Below are 18799 nucleotides of genomic sequence, written 5' to 3'. Positions count from 1 at the left end.
TCCGGCACACGCTTCACGCCACCTCACCCCTGACCGCCACCCGCTCCCAGAAGCCCTCGCAGAACCGCGCGAGCGGCCCGCGTGGAACGCCTCCCGGTGGCTTTCCGCCGTCCGGCAGACCGACCTCGGTCGGTACCTCACCCGCGAGCGGCAGCCTCAGCAGGCGGGCCACCTCTTGGTCGTCGAGGCCGGGGGCGTACGGTCCGCGGACCGCCACGCGGAGGTCACGGAGGACCATGCCGTAGGCGGAGGCGACCCGCGAGGCGGCGGCGACGGCCCGCAGTTCGGCGGGCACGACGAGGAGCCCGAGGTCGAGCTGGGCGAGGGCCTCGGCGACGCCTTCGTCGATGCGGCGCGGCAGGTCGACGACGACCGCGCCGCCGCGCCGCCGACCCGCCGCGAGGACCGCGCGCACGGCCTGGGGCGGGACGGCGACGGCGTCGCCGCGGTCCCAGCTGAGGACGCGCAGGGAGTGCAGTTCGGGAAGGGACTCCTCCAGGGCGCCGCCGCCGACCCGGCCGCGCGAGGCGGCGAAAGCCGGCCAGCGCAGGCCGTCGGCGCTCTCGCCGCCCAGCAGGACGTCCAGGCCGCCGCCCAGCGGGTCGGCGTCCACGAGGAGGGTGCGCGTGCCCTGCCGTGCGGAGGTGACGGCGAGCGCGCAGGCCAGGGTGGACGCCCCGGCGCCGCCCCGGCCGCCGATCACGCCGATGGTGAGGGCGGGCCTGCCGACGCCCTCCGCCACGTCGGCGATGCGGTCGACGAGCCACTGTTCGCCGTCCGGCAGCATCAGGACGTGGTCGGCGCCGATCTGTACGGCCCGCTGCCAGATACCGGAGTCGTCCTGGTCCCTGCCGACGAGCACCACTCCTCGTCTGCGCGCGGCCCCGCGCAGCCGTCGCGCGGCGTCGTCCCCGACGAGCACGAGCGGCGCCGCCTCCCAGCGGCCCCGGCCCTCCGGCACCCCGTGGTGGACCTCCGGCCGGGCGCCCGCCGCCGCGCACAGGCGGAGCAGGTCGTCCAGCAGTTCCACGTCCTCGGTGACGATCAACGGCCTGCCCTGCCGCCCCTCGGCGGCGGACCGCCGGTCATGGGTGATGGCTCCCGCCACGATCCCCAGCCCCCTTCGCTCATGTCCACGCGGCGCCCTGTTCCGGGCGCCGGTGTTCAAGTCCTGTGTGAAGAACCGGCGATCGGCCGCCACAGGGGCAGCCGACGGAAACCGGCCCTACGCATCCGGGAAACGGAACCGGCCATGAACTCGCCGCCGTCGGGACGCGCTGGAATCACGGTGCAGCGAACCCGGAAATCGTGTGGATCTTGGTCGATATCTGTGGACAACTCGGCGCTTGTGAATATCGCCGTCACCCGAACAGGCGACTGCCGGGCGGCTTCCCCAGCGCAGCCCAACAGCTACGGACGGTGACGGATCCTGTGCGGAGGCAGAGGAAAGCCCACGAGGGCTCGAAGGCGCCTCGCGGGCTGGGAGGAGAGGGGGAAAACGCACCCGGACATGCGACGACCCCCACCGGGGGGGAGAGTGGGGGTCGTCTCCACGGCCGACTCGGGGGGGGAGGAGCCGGGCCGCGTTAGCACGGTCGCGAACGATCCGTGACTTCCATGGTGTACCCGAGAGGCCTCTCAGGCAAACCCACGCGCCCCACACTAGCCCGAATGGCGGGCGCCTATGCTCGGCCTCGTGGAAAACCACTCCTTGCCCCGCACAGCGGCCTTCTTTGACCTGGACAAGACGGTCATTGCGAAGTCGAGCACGCTCACGTTCAGCAAGTCGTTCTACCAAGGTGGCCTGATCAACCGCAGGGCCGCCCTGCGGACGGCGTACACCCAGTTCGTGTTCCTCGCGGGCGGCGCCGACCACGACCAGATGGAACGGATGCGGAAGTATCTGTCCGCGCTGTGCCGGGGCTGGAACGTCCAGCAGGTGAAGGACATCGTCGCCGAGACCCTGCACGACCTGATCGACCCGATCATCTACGACGAGGCCGCCTCCCTCATCGAGGAGCACCACATCGCCGGACGGGACGTCGTCATCGTCTCCACGTCCGGCGCCGAGGTGGTCGAGCCGATCGGCGAACTCCTCGGTGCGGACCGGGTGGTGGCGACCCGGATGGTCGTCGGCGACGACGGCTGCTTCACCGGCGAGGTGGAGTACTACGCCTACGGTCCGACCAAGGCGGAGGCGATCCGGGAGCTGGCCGAGTCCGAGGAGTACGACCTCGCGCACTGCTACGCGTACAGCGACTCGGCGACCGATCTGCCGATGCTGGAGGCCGTGGGGCATCCGCACGCGGTGAACCCGGACCGGACGCTGCGCAAGGAGGCCCTCGCGCGCGGGTGGCCCATTCTCGACTTCCACCGCCCGGTGCGCCTCAAGCAGCGCCTGGCCGTACCGCCGCGGCCCGCGCTGCTCGCGGCCGCCGCCATAGGCGCCGCGGCGGCCACCGCGGGGCTCGTCTGGTACGCGAGCCGACGCCGGGTGGCGACCGCCTGAGTCGCGGCCGGCCCATCGGCGGCCGAATCACCCTCTTTGAACCTAAAAGTAAAGAAGCACAGCGAGGGGTTCCGCTTACCCCGGTCCTGGAGTAGAAAGGATTCAGGCCCGCGAGACCAAAGGACATCCGAGAGGATCACCTTTAATACTCATTTTGGCCCCACGGACCCAGCATGAACACCGGGCACCCACGCGACGTCGACCCGTCGATTACGGGCCAGCCGCACCAGGTCACGGGCCATAGTTCCCGGCCTGATGGGCATATATCGAGGACGCTTGGTAACCGGGTGGACATGCCAGCGGCGGTACGAATTCTCGTACCGCCGCAACCCTTTTCCGGGGGTTCTCCGTCGCCCGGCTCGGCGACTTCCCAGGTTTTACGCCGCCCCGCGCTGCAGCGCCTCGCACACCGCCGTCGACTCGCGCGCACCCAGCTCGATCGCCCTGCCGCAGTGGGCGATCCAGGCGGCCATGCCCTCCGGGGTGCCGGAGACATAGCCGTCGAGGGCAGCCACATAGGCGGCGCGGCCCAGCTCCGCGTGGCCGACCTCCGCCGGGCAGACCGACTTGGGGTCGAGACCGCTGCCGATCAGGACGATCCGCTCGGCCGCGCGCGCGACGAGGCCGTTGTGGAAGCCGAAGGGCCGCAGGGCGAGCAGCTCGCCGTGGACGACGGCGGCGGTCACCAGGGCGGGGGCCGAACTGCCCTTGATGATCAGCTCGGAGAGGCCGTCGAGCCGGCCGGCGACCTCGGCGGCGCCGGGCAGTGGCAGCTCGACGAGGGGCTCGTCGACGGGCTCGCCGTCCTGTCGCGGACGTCCCACGCGCGCGTCGTCGCTACCGGCCGCCACCAGATGCAGCCGGGCCAGCACCCGCAGGGGCGACTGCCGCCAGATCGACAGCAACTGGCCTGCCTCGGCGGTCAGCCGCAGCGCGGCCCCCATGGCACGGGCCTCGTCGTCGCCGTCCTGGCCGCTGAAGTCGCTGCGGCGCCGCACCTCTTCGAGGGCCCAGTCGGCGCCGGAGAGCGCCGCCGAGCCGCGCGCGCCCCGCAGGGCCGCCTCGGAGGTGACCGCGTTGCTGCGGCGCCGCATGACGCGGTGGCCGTAGACCCGGTCCACGGACTTGCGCACGGACTCCACGGACTCGGCCACACCGGGAAGCTCTCCCAGGGCCGCGAGCGGATCGGCGGCCGCACCTGTCGTACTCATGAGTACGACCCTACGCGCACCGGCCCCCTCCCCCTCGAAGGAGTGGTCTTCCGCCACCCGTGAACACCCTTGGCGCTCGCCCCACTACCGTTAGTGAACATGAAAATTGCTTTCGTCGGGAAGGGCGGGAGTGGCAAGACCACGCTGTCCTCGCTGTTCATCCGCCATCTCGCCGCCTCCGGAGCGCCGGTCGTCGCCATCGACGCCGACATCAACCAGCATCTGGGCGCCGCTCTCGGCCTGGACGAGACGGAGGCCGCCGAACTGCCCGCGATGGGCGACCGGCTGGCGCTCATCAAGAACCATCTGCGCGGCTCCAACCCGCGGATCACCTCCGCCGAGACGATGATCAAGACCACCCCGCCCGGCGACGGTTCGCGCCTGGTGCGGATCTGCGAGCCCAACGCGATCTACGACGCCTGCGCCCGCCCGGTGGAACTCGACGGCGGGGCCGTTCGTTTGATGGTCACCGGCCCCTTCACCGACGCCGACCTGGGGGTCGCCTGCTACCACTCCAAGACGGGAGCGGTGGAGCTGTATCTGAACCACCTGGTGGACGGCCGCGACGAGTACGTGGTGGTCGACATGACGGCCGGTTCGGACTCCTTCGCCTCCGGCATGTTCACCCGCTTCGACATGACGTTCCTCGTCGCCGAGCCGACCCGGAGGGGGATCTCCGTCTACCGCCAGTACAAGGAGTACGCCGCCGACTTCGGTGTCGCCCTGAAGGTCGTGGGCAACAAGGTGCACGGCCAGGACGATCTCGACTTCCTGCACGCCGAGGTCGGGGACGACCTGCTGGTCGCCTTCGGGCACTCGGACTGGGTGCGCGCCCTGGAGAAGGGCCGACCGCCGCGTTTCGAGCACCTGGAGGAGGCCAACCACCGGTCTCTGCGGACCCTGCACGACGCCGCCGACGCCCGGTACGAGCTGCGCGACTGGGAGCGCTACACACGTCAGATGGAGCACTTCCACCTGAAGAACGCCACCAGTTGGGGCAACGAACGGACCGGGGCCGACCTGGCCTCCCAGATCGACCCCGAGTTCGTGCTCGGCGAAGAGGTCGCCGCAGCCGTGTGAGTGCGGCCACGGCGCCGAGGGCGACCACGGCGCGCGTGCGACTGCGGCGCGGCGTGCGGCTGCGGTCACGGCGTGCGGCTGCGGTCACGGCGCGAGCGTGGCTACGGCTTGGCCGCCGGAGCCCCGGGCACCCCCTTCGGAGCCGGTGCCGGTCCGGCGGACAGGAAGGTCTTCCACCCCTTCTTCGGCGCCTGACCGACCCCGAGAGTGCGCAGCCTGTCCAGGACCTTCGGGTCCTGGGCGTCGAGCCAGTCGGCGAGCTGGCGGAAGGAGACGCAGCGCACCTCGGCCTTGCCGCAGACCGCCTCGATGGTCTCCTCGACGGCACGCATGTAGACGCCGCCGTTCCAGGACTCGAAGTGGTTGCCGATGATCAGGGGCGCGCGGTTGCCCTCGTAGGCGCGCTCGAAGCCCGCGAGCAGGCCGTCACGGAACTGGTCGCCCCAGTGCTCCCGCCTGCCCTCGGCCCCCGCCCGGGCGCCGGACTGGTTCACATAGAAGTTGTAGTCCATGGTCAGCGTCTCGAAGTCCCGCCCGGGAACGGGGACCAGCTGCATCGACAGGTCCCACAGTCCGTCGTCCTTCTCGGGCCAGACCTGGCGCCTGACGCCGCTGGTGTCGTAGCGGAAGCCCAGTTCGCGGGCGGCCCGCATGAAGTTCTTCTGGCCTTCCAGACAGGGGGTGCGGGCGCCGATCAGCTCCTTGTCGTAGTCGAAGGGCAGCGGCTCGGCCCGCCCCGAACCCGTGTTGGTCTTCCAGGCCTTCACGAACGACTTGGCCTGGGCGATCTCGCTCTTCCACTCCTCGACCGACCATTCGCCGACCCCGCCGCCGGGGCCGCAGAAGTGGCCGTTGAAGTGTGTGCCGATCTCGTTGCCCTCCAGCCACGCGCCGCGCAGCTGGTCCACGGTGTCCTTGATTCCGCGGACGTCGTTGAAGCCGATGTCCGAACGGCCCGGTGAGTGCTGGGGCGGGCGGTAGAGGTCCCGCTTCTCCTCCGGGAGCATGTACACACCGCTGAGGAAGTACGTCATGGTCGCGTCGTTGTCCCGGGCCACCTCGCGGAAGTGCGAGAAGAGCCGCTGGCCGTCCTCCCCCGCGCCGTCCCAGGAGAACACCACGAACTGAGGGGGCTTCTGACCGGGCTTCAGCCGCTCTGGCCTCGGCAGGTGGGGCTGGGCACCGGTGTAAGCGGTGGAGCCGTCGCCGATCAGGCGGACCGCGGTCTTCGGCGGCGCCGGGACACCTTCCTTCGTGGCCGACAGGCCCTGTCCGCCCTCCTTCTCCGCTTTCCTCCCGCCGGGTGAATCGACGGTTCCCGTCGGTTCACCGGTCCCGCATCCGGCGAGCGCCGCGGCACAGGTCGCGGCGAGCGTGACACCGGCGGCGATCCTCTGGGTGAGGGCCATCATCCGCCCACCTTCTTCCTTCGCTCGGAGGCAGAGCGGCCAAGGTCACACAGAGGTCCGACCCCAATTAATACGACAAGCCGATGAAATGCCCTCATTCACTCCTGCGAGTGATCTAATAACCCATTTGCGGCTAATGTTCTTGCGCATCCTTTACTCTGCATTACGATTCGTTTACTGAGTGTTGAAAATCCCGCCGCTGAACGGAGACGGGAGAACATGTCCGCCTGTGTCCCCACCCACGCCACCGACCCGGACCCGAACCGGACGGAGCGTGATCACCAACCGCACAGTCCCCCGGAGGGACCGCGTCGCCGGTTCCGGGTCTCGGCCGCCGACCTGTCCGCCTCCATCGCGGTCTTCCTGATCGCCCTTCCTCTGTCCCTGGGCATCGCCCTCGCCACCGACGCCCCGCTCCAGGCCGGCCTCGTCGCCGCCGCCGTCGGCGGTCTCGTCGCCGGACGCCTGGGCGGCTCCCCCCTCCAGGTCAGCGGCCCGGCCGCCGGTCTCACCGTCGTCACCGCCGACCTCATCCACCAGTACGGCTGGCGCACCACCTGCGCCATCACCGTCTTCGCCGGCCTCTCCCAACTGGGCCTGGCCCACCTGCGCGTGGCTCGCTCGGCCCTCGCCGTCAGCCCCGCCATCGTGCACGGCATGCTCGCCGGCATCGGCGTCACCATCGCCGTCGCCCAGCTCCACATCGTGCTCGGCGGCACCCCGCAGAGCTCGGTCGCCGCCAACGTCGGAGCCCTGCCCGCCCAGTTGGCGCACCTGCACCCCGCCGCGGTCTCCGTGAGCGCCCTCACCCTCGTCCTGCTGCTCGCCTGGCCCCGGCTCCCCGGCCGCCTCGGCAGACAGCTGCGCACGATCCCGGCCGCCCTGGTCGCCGTCGCGGGCGCCACGGCCACCGCCGCGCTCGCGGCGCTGAGCCTGCCCAAGGTCGACCTGCCGTCCTGGCGGAGCCACGCCCTTGCCGGAGTGCCCGACGGACCGGTGCTCGGCCTGGCCGCCGCCGTCCTCACCACCACCCTGGTCTGCAGCGTGCAGTCGCTCCTCGGCGCCGTCGCCATGGACAAGCTGGCGGCCGGGCGGACCGACGTACGGCGCTCGGACCTCGACCGCGAGCTGCGCGGCCAGGGCGCGGCCAACGTCGTCTCCGGCGTCCTCGGCGGCCTGCCCATCGCCGGCGTCGCCGTCCGCAGCACGGCCAATGTCCGCGCCGGCGCCACCAGCAGGCACTCCACGATGCTGCACGGCGTCTGGGTCGTGGCGGCCGCACTGCTCCTGGTCCCCTGCCTGGAGCTGATCCCCCTCGCCGCACTCGCCGCCCTGGTCATGGCCGTCGGGGTCCAGATGGTCTCCCTGCACCACATCCGCACGGTCACCCGCCACCGCGAGGTGCTGGTCTACGCCGTCACCACCCTCGGCGTCGTCGCCCTCGGCGTCCTGGAGGGCGTCGCGCTCGGCATCGCCGTGGCCGTCGGCGTCGCCCTGCACCGCCTCACCCGCACCCGCATCACCCATGAGGAGAGAGAAAACGTCCATCACGTCCATGTGCGAGGACAGTTGACGTTCCTCGCCGTGCCCCGCCTCAGCCGCGCCCTGCACCAGGTCCCCCAGGGGGCCACCGTCGTGGTGGAGCTGGACGGGTCGTTCATGGACCACGCGGCCTACGAGTCGCTGCAGGACTGGCAGCACGCGCACCACGCGCGCGGCGGCGCCGTGGAGATCACCGGCCGCACCGGCACCCGTATCGCCGAACCCGCCGGTGCCTCGGTGGCCGCCTGTCGCTGCCGGCCCTGGACGCCCTGGCGGAACCACCAGTGCGAGGCCCCGGCCACCCCGGCCGCGGGCACACCGGAGGAGGAGGCGGCCGAGGGACCGAACGGCCATCAACTGGCGCGCGGCATCAGCGCGTTCCAGCGCAACACCGCCCCACTGGTGCGCGGTGAGCTGGCCCGCCTCGCGCGCGAGGGACAGCAGCCCTCACAGCTCTTCCTGACCTGCGCCGACTCCCGGCTCGTCACATCGATGATCACTTCCAGCGGGCCCGGGGACCTCTTCGTCGTCCGCAATGTCGGCAACCTCGTGCCGCTGCCCGGCGAGGAGAGCGGCGACGACTCGGTGGCGGCGGCGATCGAGTACGCGGTGGAGGTGCTGAACGTGCGGTCCATCACGGTCTGCGGGCACTCCGGCTGCGGTGCGATGCAGGCCCTGCTCAAGGCCGACCCGCACGGCGCCCAGACCCCCCTCAAGCGCTGGCTGCGGCACGGCAGGCCCAGCCTGGACCGGGCGACCGACAAGAACCGCCCCTGGGCCCGCCTCGCCGGCCGCGAACCTGCCGACGCCATCGAGCAGCTCTGCCTGACCAATGTCATCCAGCAGTTGGAGCATCTCAGAGCCCACGAGTCCGTCGCCCGGGCCCTGCGCGCGGGGGCGCTCGAACTGCACGGGATGTACTTCCACGTCGGTGAGGCCCAGGTCTATCTGCTCACGGAGGAAGCGCCCGAGAGCGGAGTCTTCGACCAGGTCGCCGGAACAGCCGGCACGACCGGCACCACGGGTACGACCGGCACCGCCGACCCGACCGGGACGGTTCTGCACGACACGCGCGCGTGAACCGATTTCCGTCCCGGTCCGTGGGAACGGGTGGCGTCCGGGCCGCGCGGCCACCCGTCCACAGGTCTAAACCAATCCGAGGAAGGCCCTTGTCATCGGGGGTCGTGGTCTGATGAGCTGTGGCCTGGGACACAACGGACACCCTGGGAAAGGGAGATGTCGTGAGCAACGAAAGCCTGGCCAACCTCTTGAAGGAGGAGCGACGCTTCGCGCCGCCCGCTGACCTGGCCGAGAACGCCAACGTCACGGCCGAGGCGTACGAGCGGGCCAGGGCTGACAGGCTCGGCTTCTGGGCGGCTCAGGCCCGGCGGCTGACCTGGGCCAAGGAGCCGACCGAGACGCTGGACTGGTCGAACCCGCCGTTCGCCAAGTGGTTCGCGGACGGCGAGCTCAACGTCGCGTACAACTGCGTGGACCGGCATGTCGAGGCCGGGAACGGCGACCGGGTCGCCATCCACTTCGAGGGCGAGCCCGGCGACAGCCGCTCCCTCACCTACGCCCAGCTCAAGGACGAGGTGAGCAAGGCCGCGAACGCCCTGCTGGAGCTGGGCGTCCAGGCGGGCGACCGGGTCGCGGTGTACATGCCGATGATCCCGGAGACGGCCGTGGCGATGCTCGCCTGCGCCCGGATCGGCGCCGCGCACTCCGTCGTGTTCGGCGGCTTCTCCGCCGACGCGCTCGCGACCCGTATCCAGGACGCCGACGCGAAGGTGGTCATCACCTCCGACGGCGGCTACCGCCGCGGCAAGCCGTCCGCGCTGAAGCCGGCCGTGGACGAGGCGGTCTCGAAGGCGGGCAATGTCGAGCATGTCCTCGTCGTCCGCCGCACCGGCCAGGACGTCGCGTGGGACGACTCTCGTGACGTGTGGTGGCACGAGATCGTGGACCGGCAGAGCGCCGCGCACACCGCGCAGCCGTTCGGGGCCGAGCACCCGCTGTTCATCCTGTACACGTCCGGCACGACGGGTAAGCCCAAGGGCATCCTGCACACCTCCGGCGGCTACCTCACACAGACGTCGTACACCCACCACGCCGTCTTCGACCTCAAGCCGGAGACGGACGTGTACTGGTGCACGGCCGACGTCGGCTGGGTCACCGGCCACTCGTACATCGTCTACGGGCCGCTGGCGAACGGCGCGACGCAGGTCATGTACGAGGGCACGCCCGACACCCCGCACCAGGGGCGGTTCTGGGAGATCGTGCAGAAGTACGGGGTGACGATCCTCTACACGGCGCCCACGGCCATCCGTACGTTCATGAAGTGGGGCGACGACATCCCCGCGAAGTTCGACCTGTCCTCCCTCCGTGTGCTCGGGTCCGTCGGTGAGCCGATCAACCCCGAGGCGTGGATCTGGTACCGCAAGCACATCGGGGGCGACGCGACGCCGATCGTGGACACCTGGTGGCAGACCGAGACCGGCGCGATGATGATCTCGCCGCTGCCCGGTGTGACGTCCACCAAGCCGGGGTCCGCGCAGACACCGCTGCCGGGCATCTCCGCGACGGTCGTCGACGACGAGGCGAACGAGGTGCCGAACGGCGGGGGTGGCTATCTCGTCCTCACCGAGCCGTGGCCGTCGATGCTGCGCACCATCTGGGGCGACGACCAGCGGTTCCTCGACACCTACTGGTCGCGGTTCGAGGGCAAGTACTTCGCCGGTGACGGGGCGAAGAAGGACGACGACGGGGACATCTGGCTCCTCGGCCGCGTCGACGACGTGATGCTCGTGTCGGGCCACAACATCTCCACCACCGAGGTGGAGTCGGCGCTCGTCTCGCACCCGTCCGTGGCCGAGGCGGCCGTGGTCGGCGCGGCCGACGAGACCACCGGTCAGGCGATCGTGGCGTTCGTGATCCTGCGCGGCACGGCCAACGCCGAGGACGAGAACCTCGTCGCCGACCTCCGCAACCACGTCGGCGCCACCCTCGGCCCGATCGCCAAGCCGAAGCGGGTCCTGCCGGTGCAGGAGCTGCCGAAGACCCGCTCCGGAAAGATCATGCGGCGCCTGCTGCGGGACGTGGCGGAGAACCGTCAGCTCGGTGATGTCACCACGCTCACCGACTCCACGGTGATGGACCTGATCCAGGCCAAGCTGCCGGCGGCGCCCAGCGAGGACTGACCCACCGCGTACGGCCTCGAAGGGCACCCGGCGACAGGCGCGCCGGGTGCCCTTTAGCTAAGCTAAAGAACAGGTGTGCCGGGAAGTCTGGTCGGCGAGTGTTCCGTGCTGCCCACCGACCGGAGGTCCCCACCGTGGCCGCGTCCCGCACCACCCCCACCCGCAAGGTCCTCGGCAGGCTCTCCCTGCCCGAGCGGACCTTCGTGGCGGACGCGCTGCGCACGGAGACCGTCGGCGGCTGTCTGCTGCTCCTGGCCGCCGTCACCGCGCTGGTCTGGGTCAACATTCCCGCGCTGCACGACAGCTACGAGAGCGTCAGTGACGTCCACTTCGGCCCGGAAGCGCTCGGCCTGAACCTGTCCGTGGCGCACTGGGCGGCCGACGGACTGCTCGCGGTGTTCTTCTTCGTCGCCGGGATCGAACTCAAGCGCGAGCTGGTCGCCGGTGACCTGAAGGACCCCAGGACGGCCGCGCTGCCCGTGGTCGCCGCACTGTGCGGCATGGCCGTACCGGCGCTCGTGTACACACTCACCAACCTCGCCGGCGGCGGCTCCGCGGCCGGATGGGCCGTACCCACGGCGACCGACATCGCCTTCGCGCTGGCCGTGCTCGCCGTCATCGGCACCTCCCTGCCGAACGCGCTGCGGGCCTTTCTGCTCACCCTCGCCGTCGTCGACGACCTGTGCGCGATCCTGATCATCGCGGTGTTCTTCACCGACGACCTCAACTTCGCCGCGCTCGGCGGCGCGTTCGCCGGCCTCGTCGTCTTCTGGCTGCTGCTGCGCCAGGGCGTGCGCGGGTGGTACGTGTACGTTCCGCTCGCGCTCGTGATCTGGGCGCTGATGTACAACAGCGGCGTGCACGCCACCGTCGCCGGTGTCGCGATGGGGCTGATGCTGCGCTGTACCCGGCGCGAGGGCGAGGAGCACTCCCCCGGCGAGCGCATCGAGCATCTCGTGCGCCCCCTGTCGGCGGGTCTCGCCGTGCCGTTGTTCGCCCTGTTCAGCGCGGGGGTGACCGTGTCGGGCGGGGTGTTGGGAAAGGTGTTCACCCAGCCGGAGACGCTCGGGGTGGTGCTCGGGCTGGTCGTCGGCAAGACGGTCGGGATCTTCGGCGGGACCTGGCTGGCCGCCCGTTTCACCCGGGCCACGCTCTCCGAGGACCTCGCCTGGCCGGACGTCTTCGCGGTCGCCTCCCTCGCCGGCATCGGCTTCACCGTGTCCCTGCTCATCGGCGAACTCGCCTTCGAGGGCGACCCGGTGCTCACCGACAGCGTCAAGGCGGCCGTCCTCACCGGGTCGCTCGTCGCGGCGGTCCTGGCGACCGTCCTGTTGAAGCTGCGCAACGCCAAGTACCAGGCCCTGTGGGCCGCCGAGGAGCGCGACGACGACCTCGACGGCATCCCCGACGTCTACGAGCAGGACGACCCGGCGTACCACCTGCGCATGGCCGAGATCTACGAACGCAAGGCCGCCGAGCATCGCAGGCTTGCCGAAGTGGCGGGCGGGGCAGGCGACGGCGACGACGGTCCGGCATGATCTGACAGGACCGCAGACAGGACCGTACAAACGCATATGAGGGAGACCCCGATGAGCGCACCCGACGGCAGCCCGGTCGGAGCCGAACGCAGTGTCGGCCAGCTGTTCGCCTCGGCGACGGCCGAGATGTCCGCGCTGGTGCACGACGAGATCGCGCTGGCCAAGGCCCAGCTGAGGCAGGACGTCAAGCGCGGCGTGATCGGCGGCGGGGCGTTCACCGCGGCCGGCGCGGTGCTGATCTTCTCCCTGCCGATGCTGAGCTTCGCCCTGGCGTACGGCATCCGCACCTGGAGCGAGTGGAACCTGGCGATCTGCTTCCTGCTGTCGTTCGCGGCGAACGTGGTGGTCGCCCTCGTGCTGACCCTGATCGGCGTGGTCTTCTCGAAGAAGGCCAAGAAGGGTCAGGGCCCGCAGAAGGTCGCCGCGTCCATGAAGGAGTCGGCGGGCGTGCTGCAGAACGCCAAGCCGCACCCCCGTCGGCCCGCCCCGGCCGACGACGCCGTCGAGGCTGTGGCACGCTCGACGTCATGACCGACCCCGCGACCACCCCGGCCGCCCCCTCGAATCAGCCCGCGTCTCCCGTACGGCTCGACGTGCCCGGCGCCAAGGAGCTGATCCACCGGGACGTGGCCGCCAACGGCGCGCGCTTCCACATCGCCGAGGTGGGCGACGGGCCGCTGGTGCTGCTGCTGCACGGCTTCCCGCAGTTCTGGTGGACGTGGCGGCACCAGCTGGTCGCCCTCGCCGACGCCGGCTTCCGGGCCGTGGCGATGGACCTGCGCGGGGTCGGCGGCAGCGACCGCACCCCCCGGGGTTACGACCCCGCGAACCTGGCCCTCGACATCACCGGGGTCGTACGGTCCCTCGGCGAGCCCGACGCCGCGCTGGTCGGCCACGACCTGGGCGGCTATCTGGCGTGGACGGCGGCCGTGATGCGCCCCAAGCTGGTCCGGCGGCTCGCGGTCTCCTCGATGCCGCACCCGCGGCGCTGGCGCTCGGCGATGCTCTCCGACGTCAAGCAGACCTCCGCGGGCTCCTACATCTGGGGCTTCCAGCGGCCCTGGATTCCCGAGCGACAACTGACCGCCGACGACGGCGCCCTGGTCGGCCGGCTCATCCGGGACTGGTCGGGGCCGAAGCTGCCCGACGACGAGGCCGTGGAGGCGTACCAGCGGGCGATGTGCATCCCGTCGACGGCGCACTGCTCGATCGAGCCGTACCGGTGGATGGTGCGGTCGATGGCCCGCCCGGACGGCATCCAGTTCAACCGGCGGATGAAGCGGCCGGTCCGGGTGCCCACCCTCCACCTGCACGGTTCGCTCGACCCGGTGATGCGCACCCGTAGCGCGGCCGGGTCCGGGGAGTACGTCGAAGCGCCGTACCGTTGGCGGCTGTTCGACGGTCTAGGACACTTCCCGCACGAGGAGGACCCGGTGGCGTTCTCGGCCGAACTCATCAACTGGCTGAAGGACCCCGAGCCCGACCGGTGAGCCCGGCCAGGCCGCCCGCTATCCGGACTTGAACACCTGTTCCCCGAACAGCCACTTGCCCGGCGCATAGGCCAATTGGGGGGCGTGGGGGCGGTTATCGACCTTGGGGCGGGGGCACACGTCGGGGTATGGGCTGGACGCACGACTACAGTGACGCAGCACGCAACCGCCGCTCGGCCGCGGGCCTGAGCTCCCACCAGAGGGGCGCCCCGCAGCTGCAGGGGGCGGATCCCCGGCTGGGCATTCCGCGCATCCTGCGCCGCCGTGCCCGCTGGGTCTCGGCCCGGCTGCGCCATCCCCGTCCCTGACCCGTACGGGGCGACCCGCACGAGTCTCTCGCCACACCGGCCCGGGGATCTCATCACACCGGCCCCGCCCGGCCTCAGAGCGCGCAGCTGTCGCTGTCCACCTGCTGGTTGGCCGTACGGCCCTTGGCGATGTCCTCCTCGACCTCGTCCGCGGTGAGGGCGTAGCCCGTTGCCGGGTCGTCGAGGGACTTCGCGAAGACCACGCCGTAGACCTTGCCCTCGGGGGTGAGCAGCGGGCCGCCGGAGTTGCCCTGGCGGACGGTCGCGTAGAGCGAGTAGACGTCGCGGTGGACGGTGCCGCGCTTGTAGATGTCGGCGCCGTTGGCCGTGATGCGACCGCGCACGCGCGCGGGGCGGATGTCGTACGCGCCGTTCTCCGGGAAGCCCGCGACGATCGCGTCGTCGCTGCTGACGGCGTCCTTGGTCGTGAACTGCAGCGCGGGCGCCTTGAGACCGGGCACGTCCAGTACGGCGATGTCACGCTCCCAGTCGTAGAGGACGACCTTGGCGTCGTACTTGCGGCCCTCGCCGCCGATCTGGACGGTGGGTTCGTCGACTCCTCCGACCACGTGCGCGTTGGTCATGACCCTGCGCTCGCCGAAGACAAAGCCGGTGCCTTCGAGGACCTTGCCGCAACTCTGGGCGGTGCCCATGACCTTGACGATGGACCGCTTGGCGCGCTGGGCCACCGGGCTGCTCGCCAGCGCCGGGTCGGGGGGCTGGACCTCGGTGATCGGCTCGTTCGAGAACGGGCTGAAGACCTGCGGGAAACCGTTCTGCGTGAGGACCGAGGAGAAGTCCGCGAACCAGGTGTCCGCCTGGGTGGGCAGGGCACCGGCCACACCCTGCAGCACCTTGGAGTTGCGGACCTCCTTGCCGAGCGTCGGCAGAGTCGTTCCGGCGAGTGCGGAACCGATCAGCCAGGCGACCAGGAGCATGGCGACGACGTTGACGAGGGCGCCGCCGGTGGCGTCCAGGGCGCGGGCCGGGGACCAGGTGATGTACCGGCGCAGTTTGTTGCCGAGGTGGGTGGTCAGGGCCTGTCCGACCGAGGCGCAGACGATCACGATGACCACCGCGACAACCGCGGCGGCCGTGCTGACCTCGGAGTTGTCGGTCATCCAGTCCCAGATGACGGGCAGGGCGTAGACCGCGACGAGACCGCCGCCGAGGAAGCCGATCACCGAGAGGATGCCGACGACGAAGCCCTGTCGGTAGCCCACGATCGCGAACCAGACAGCGGCTACCAGCAACAGGATGTCCAGCACGTTCACCGCTTCAAGCCTCGCCTCGTCACTTCGCGATCACTACAGGCCGGCCGGGGGTCCGGTCCGCCGCGCGGCGACGGGAGGACACGACAAGCCCCAAAAGACGCAGCACGGCAGACACCCTGTCATGAGCGCCAGTCGAGCGGGACCTGCTTCTCACGGTCCCAGGGGCGCTCCCAGCCCGCGTAGTGCAGCAGACGGTCGATCACTCCGGCCGTGAACCCCCACACAAGGGCCGATTCGACCAGAAATGCCGGGCCTGCGTAGCCACGGGGGTGAATGGCGGTGGCTCTGTTGGCCGGATCCGTGAGATCCGCCACGGGGACGGTGAAGACGCGCGCCGTCTCGTTCGGGTCGACGACCCGGACCGGGGTGGGGCGGTGCCACCAGCCCAGGACGGGGGTCACGACGAAGCCGCTGACCGGGATGTACAGCTTGGGCAGCACCCCGAAGAGCTGGACTCCTGCGGGGTCGAGACCGGTCTCCTCCTCGGCCTCGCGCAGGGCGGCGCGCAGCGGGCCGTCGGTCGCCGGGTCGCCGTCCTCGGGGTCGAGGGCGCCGCCGGGGAACGACGGCTGGCCCGCGTGCGATCTCAGCGAGCCGGCGCGCTCCATGAGCAGCAGCTCGGGGCCGTCCGTGCCGTCGCCGAACAGGATCAGGACCGCCGACTGGCGCCCCGAGCCGTTCTCCGGCGGCAGGAAGCGGCTCAGCTGCAGCGGCTCCACCGTCTCGGCGGCGCGCACCACCGGGTCCAGCCAGCCGGGCAGGCCCGTCTTGTCCAGGCCGACCCGCCCGTCCCACGCGTGCCGACGCACCGCGTGATCATGTGCCGCGTGGTGCCCGTTGCCCGTGTCCGGGCCGCCGTCCGTCCGGCTCGCGCGTGTCATAGCCACCCCCGTCGTTCTTCCGGTCCCAACGCCCGAGGGGCCGCTGATCGTTCCGCCCCGGCCCCGCGTCCCTCGTGTGGGTGGCGGACACCGGGGTGGGGCGGGTGCGCGCGGGAGTGGGCGCGCGCGGTGGCGTACGTGCCGGGGCGCTTGGTTTCGGACCGCCGCGTGCCGGATCGCGTCGTGCCGGACCGCTTGGTTCCGGTGGGTGCCGTGGTTCCGGATTGCATCGTGCCGGGCCGCTTGGTTCCGGTGGTTCCGGGTCGCGTCGTGCGGGATCGCGTCGTGCCGGCCGTCATCCGGCGGCTCCCAGGGGCGGGGCCGGGATGCCGCCCGCGTCCAGGTAGGACTGCGGCGGGTTGAGGCGCTGACCGGGGAAGCCGCCCTTCTCGTACTTCAGAAGCTTCCGGGCCTTCTCCGGATCGGTCTCGCCCTCGCCGAACGCCGGGCAGAGCGGAGCGATGGGGCAGGCGCCGCAGGCCGGTTTCCGGGCGTGGCAGATACGGCGGCCGTGGAAGATCACGTGGTGCGACAGCATCGTCCACTCACTCTTCGGGAAGAGCGCCCCGATGGCCGCCTCGATCTTGTCCGGGTCGGTCGCCTCGGTCCACTTCCAGCGCCGTACGAGCCGCTGGAAGTGCGTGTCCACCGTGATGCCGGGGCGGCCGAAGGCGTTGCCCAGTACGACGAACGCGGTCTTGCGGCCGACACCGGGCAGCTTGACGAGGTCTTCGAGACGGCCGGGGACCTCGCCGCCGTGGTTCTCCACCAGGGCCTTCGACAGCCCTATCACCGACTTCGTCTTGGCCCGGAAGAACCCGCAGGGCCGCAGGATCTCCTCGACCACCTCGGGATCGGCCCCGGCCAGGTCCTCGGGGGTCGGGTACTTCGCGAAGAGCGCCGGTGTCGTCTGGTTGACCCGCAGGTCGGTCGTCTGCGCGGACAGCACGGTCGCGACGATCAGCTGGAACGAGTTCTCGAAGTCCAGCTCCGGGTGGGCGTACGGGTACACCTCGGCGAGTTCGCGGTTGATACGGCGGGCCCGGCGGACCAGAGCCGTGTGCGACTCGGGCTTGGCGGGCCGCGCGGACTGGGCGGACCGGGCGGGCTTGGCCGGCCGGGTGGCGGTCGTGGGGGCGGTGGCGGTCGCGTCCGCCGGGGCCGGCGTGCGCGCGGGAGCGGGCTTCTTCGCCGCCGCCTTCCGGGGTGCGGCAGCCCTTCTCGCCGGTGCGGCCTTCTTCGCCGGGGCCGTGGTCTTCTGGGCGGGGTTCTCCGCCGTTGATGGATCGGACACCTTCGTCGCCTTTGCCGTTTTGTTCGCTCCCGTGGGGCGCTGTTCGCCCACAGCGGAATCACGCCTTACCACCACGTGCCCAGCCCCCTCGGCCTGTGCTCTCACCGGCGATTTGGACACCCGGCCAGCCTAGAGCCCGGCACCGACAACCGCCCCGGGCCCAGAAGATCGGCCCCCAATTGGACCCCTGACGCTTACCCCGGGACATGTGTGCGGCATCCTTGTGACAGATCACACTGTTTGGTCCGTCCGGCAAGATGGGGAACACGGTCCCCTGGTAGTACGGGGAGCAAGATCCCCTGAGCAGGTCGACAAGGAGAGAACTCGTGGACGACGTTCTGCGGCGCGCCCCGCTCTTCGCGGCGCTCGATGACGAGCAGGCCGCGGAGCTCCGCGCCTCCATGAGTGAGGTGACCCTCGCGCGCGGTGACGCTCTCTTCCACGAGGGTGACCCCGGAGACCGCCTCTATGTGGTCACCGAGGGCAAGGTGAAGCTGCACCGCGCGTCGCCCGACGGCCGCGAGAACATGCTGGCCGTACTCGGTCCCGGTGAGCTGATCGGCGAGCTGTCGCTGTTCGACCCGGGTCCGCGGACGGCGACCGCCACGGCGCTGACCGAGGTCAAGCTGCTCGGCCTCGGCCACGGCGACCTCCAGCCGTGGCTGAACGCGCGGCCCGAGGTGGCCGCGGCGCTGCTGCGCGCGGTCGCGCGGCGGCTGCGCAGGACCAACGACCAGATGTCCGACCTGGTGTTCTCGGACGTGCCCGGGCGGGTCGCCCGTGCGCTGCTGGACCTCTCGCGGCGGTTCGGTGTGCAGTCGGAGGAGGGCATCCATGTGGTGCACGACCTCACGCAGGAGGAGCTGGCCCAGCTGGTGGGTGCGTCGCGGGAGACCGTGAACAAGGCGCTGGCGGACTTCGCGCAGCGGGGGTGGCTGCGGCTGGAAGCCCGCGCGGTGATTCTGCTGGACGTGGAGCGGCTGGCGAAGCGGTCGCGCTGACGCGAGGCGGTTCGTCTTTCGGCCGGTTCGTCTTTCGGCCGGTTCGTCGGCCCTGGTGGTCC

15 protein-coding genes are annotated in these 18799 nt (G+C 71.0%); 9 read left to right on the top strand and 6 right to left on the bottom strand.

Going from position 1 to position 18799, the window contains the following annotated elements; genetic code table 11:
• Positions 1-13 precede the first annotated feature (13 nt).
• Positions 14-1108: a septum site-determining protein Ssd gene (gene ssd / locus ACZ7MG_RS13950; RefSeq protein ID WP_471390340.1), complete on the bottom strand. Its 1095-nt coding sequence runs from the start codon at positions 1106-1108 to the stop codon at positions 14-16.
• Between the two features lie 576 nt (positions 1109-1684).
• Between ssd and ACZ7MG_RS13945 the strand changes: the two genes are divergently transcribed.
• Positions 1685-2509 carry an HAD family hydrolase gene (locus ACZ7MG_RS13945; RefSeq protein ID WP_152170654.1) on the top strand — a complete coding sequence of 275 codons (825 nt, stop codon included), beginning with the start codon at positions 1685-1687 and terminating at the stop codon, positions 2507-2509.
• A gap of 377 nt (positions 2510-2886) precedes the next feature.
• On the opposite strand, the gene ACZ7MG_RS13940 is transcribed toward ACZ7MG_RS13945, so the two are convergent.
• Positions 2887-3720 carry a Fic family protein gene (locus ACZ7MG_RS13940; protein WP_471390336.1) on the bottom strand — a complete coding sequence of 278 codons (834 nt, stop codon included), beginning with the start codon at positions 3718-3720 and terminating at the stop codon, positions 2887-2889.
• Positions 3721-3819: 99 nt separating this feature from the next.
• Between ACZ7MG_RS13940 and ACZ7MG_RS13935 the strand changes: the two genes are divergently transcribed.
• Positions 3820-4800 (top strand): ATP-binding protein, encoded by a 981-nt coding sequence (locus ACZ7MG_RS13935; RefSeq protein ID WP_471390334.1) that lies wholly within the window; start codon positions 3820-3822, stop codon positions 4798-4800.
• 101 nt (positions 4801-4901) lie between these two features.
• On the opposite strand, the gene ACZ7MG_RS13930 is transcribed toward ACZ7MG_RS13935, so the two are convergent.
• Positions 4902-6209, bottom strand: a complete 1308-nt coding sequence (locus ACZ7MG_RS13930; RefSeq protein WP_471390650.1) for a polysaccharide deacetylase family protein — start codon at positions 6207-6209, stop codon at positions 4902-4904.
• 219 nt (positions 6210-6428) lie between these two features.
• On the opposite strand from ACZ7MG_RS13930, the gene ACZ7MG_RS13925 reads away from it, so the two are divergent.
• From ACZ7MG_RS13925 to ACZ7MG_RS13900, 6 genes are all read left to right on the top strand, one after another.
• Positions 6429-8831 (top strand): SulP family inorganic anion transporter, encoded by a 2403-nt coding sequence (locus ACZ7MG_RS13925; RefSeq protein WP_471390331.1) that lies wholly within the window; start codon positions 6429-6431, stop codon positions 8829-8831.
• A gap of 161 nt (positions 8832-8992) precedes the next feature.
• Positions 8993-10951: an acetate--CoA ligase gene (acs, locus tag ACZ7MG_RS13920; protein WP_471390329.1), complete on the top strand. Its 1959-nt coding sequence runs from the start codon at positions 8993-8995 to the stop codon at positions 10949-10951.
• Positions 10952-11085: 134 nt separating this feature from the next.
• Positions 11086-12489, top strand: coding sequence for a Na+/H+ antiporter NhaA (gene nhaA / locus ACZ7MG_RS13915; protein WP_471390327.1), 1404 nt, complete (start codon positions 11086-11088; stop codon positions 12487-12489).
• 51 nt (positions 12490-12540) lie between these two features.
• On the top strand, positions 12541-13020 hold the full coding sequence (locus tag ACZ7MG_RS13910) for a phage holin family protein (protein WP_471390324.1): 480 nt from the start codon (positions 12541-12543) through the stop codon (positions 13018-13020).
• Entirely contained in the window at positions 13017-13979 is a 963-nt protein-coding gene (locus ACZ7MG_RS13905) for an alpha/beta fold hydrolase (RefSeq protein WP_471390322.1), read from the top strand. Before ACZ7MG_RS13910 ends, ACZ7MG_RS13905 begins: the two co-directional genes overlap by 4 nt.
• Before the next feature lie 128 nt (positions 13980-14107).
• Positions 14108-14287: a hypothetical protein gene (locus ACZ7MG_RS13900; RefSeq protein WP_336541535.1), complete on the top strand. Its 180-nt coding sequence runs from the start codon at positions 14108-14110 to the stop codon at positions 14285-14287.
• Between the two features lie 74 nt (positions 14288-14361).
• On the opposite strand, the gene ACZ7MG_RS13895 is transcribed toward ACZ7MG_RS13900, so the two are convergent.
• From ACZ7MG_RS13895 to nth, 3 genes are all read right to left on the bottom strand, one after another.
• Entirely contained in the window at positions 14362-15561 is a 1200-nt protein-coding gene (locus ACZ7MG_RS13895) for a MarP family serine protease (protein WP_471390319.1), read from the bottom strand.
• A gap of 119 nt (positions 15562-15680) precedes the next feature.
• Positions 15681-16442: an NUDIX hydrolase gene (locus ACZ7MG_RS13890; protein WP_471390316.1), complete on the bottom strand. Its 762-nt coding sequence runs from the start codon at positions 16440-16442 to the stop codon at positions 15681-15683.
• A gap of 295 nt (positions 16443-16737) precedes the next feature.
• The gene (nth, locus tag ACZ7MG_RS13885) at positions 16738-17736 is read right to left on the bottom strand and encodes an endonuclease III (RefSeq protein WP_471390313.1); all 999 of its coding nucleotides are present in this window, start codon (positions 17734-17736) and stop codon (positions 16738-16740) included.
• A gap of 326 nt (positions 17737-18062) precedes the next feature.
• On the opposite strand from nth, the gene ACZ7MG_RS13880 reads away from it, so the two are divergent.
• Complete coding sequence (locus tag ACZ7MG_RS13880; RefSeq protein WP_013001822.1) at positions 18063-18737, top strand: Crp/Fnr family transcriptional regulator; 675 nt, start codon at positions 18063-18065, stop codon at positions 18735-18737.
• The last annotated feature ends 62 nt before the right edge of the window (positions 18738-18799 follow it).

The organism is Streptomyces sp. NPDC107538 (assembly GCF_055657445.1).
Note: the sequence above shows the minus strand (reverse complement) of the source record. Positions and strands in the feature narration are given on the sequence as shown.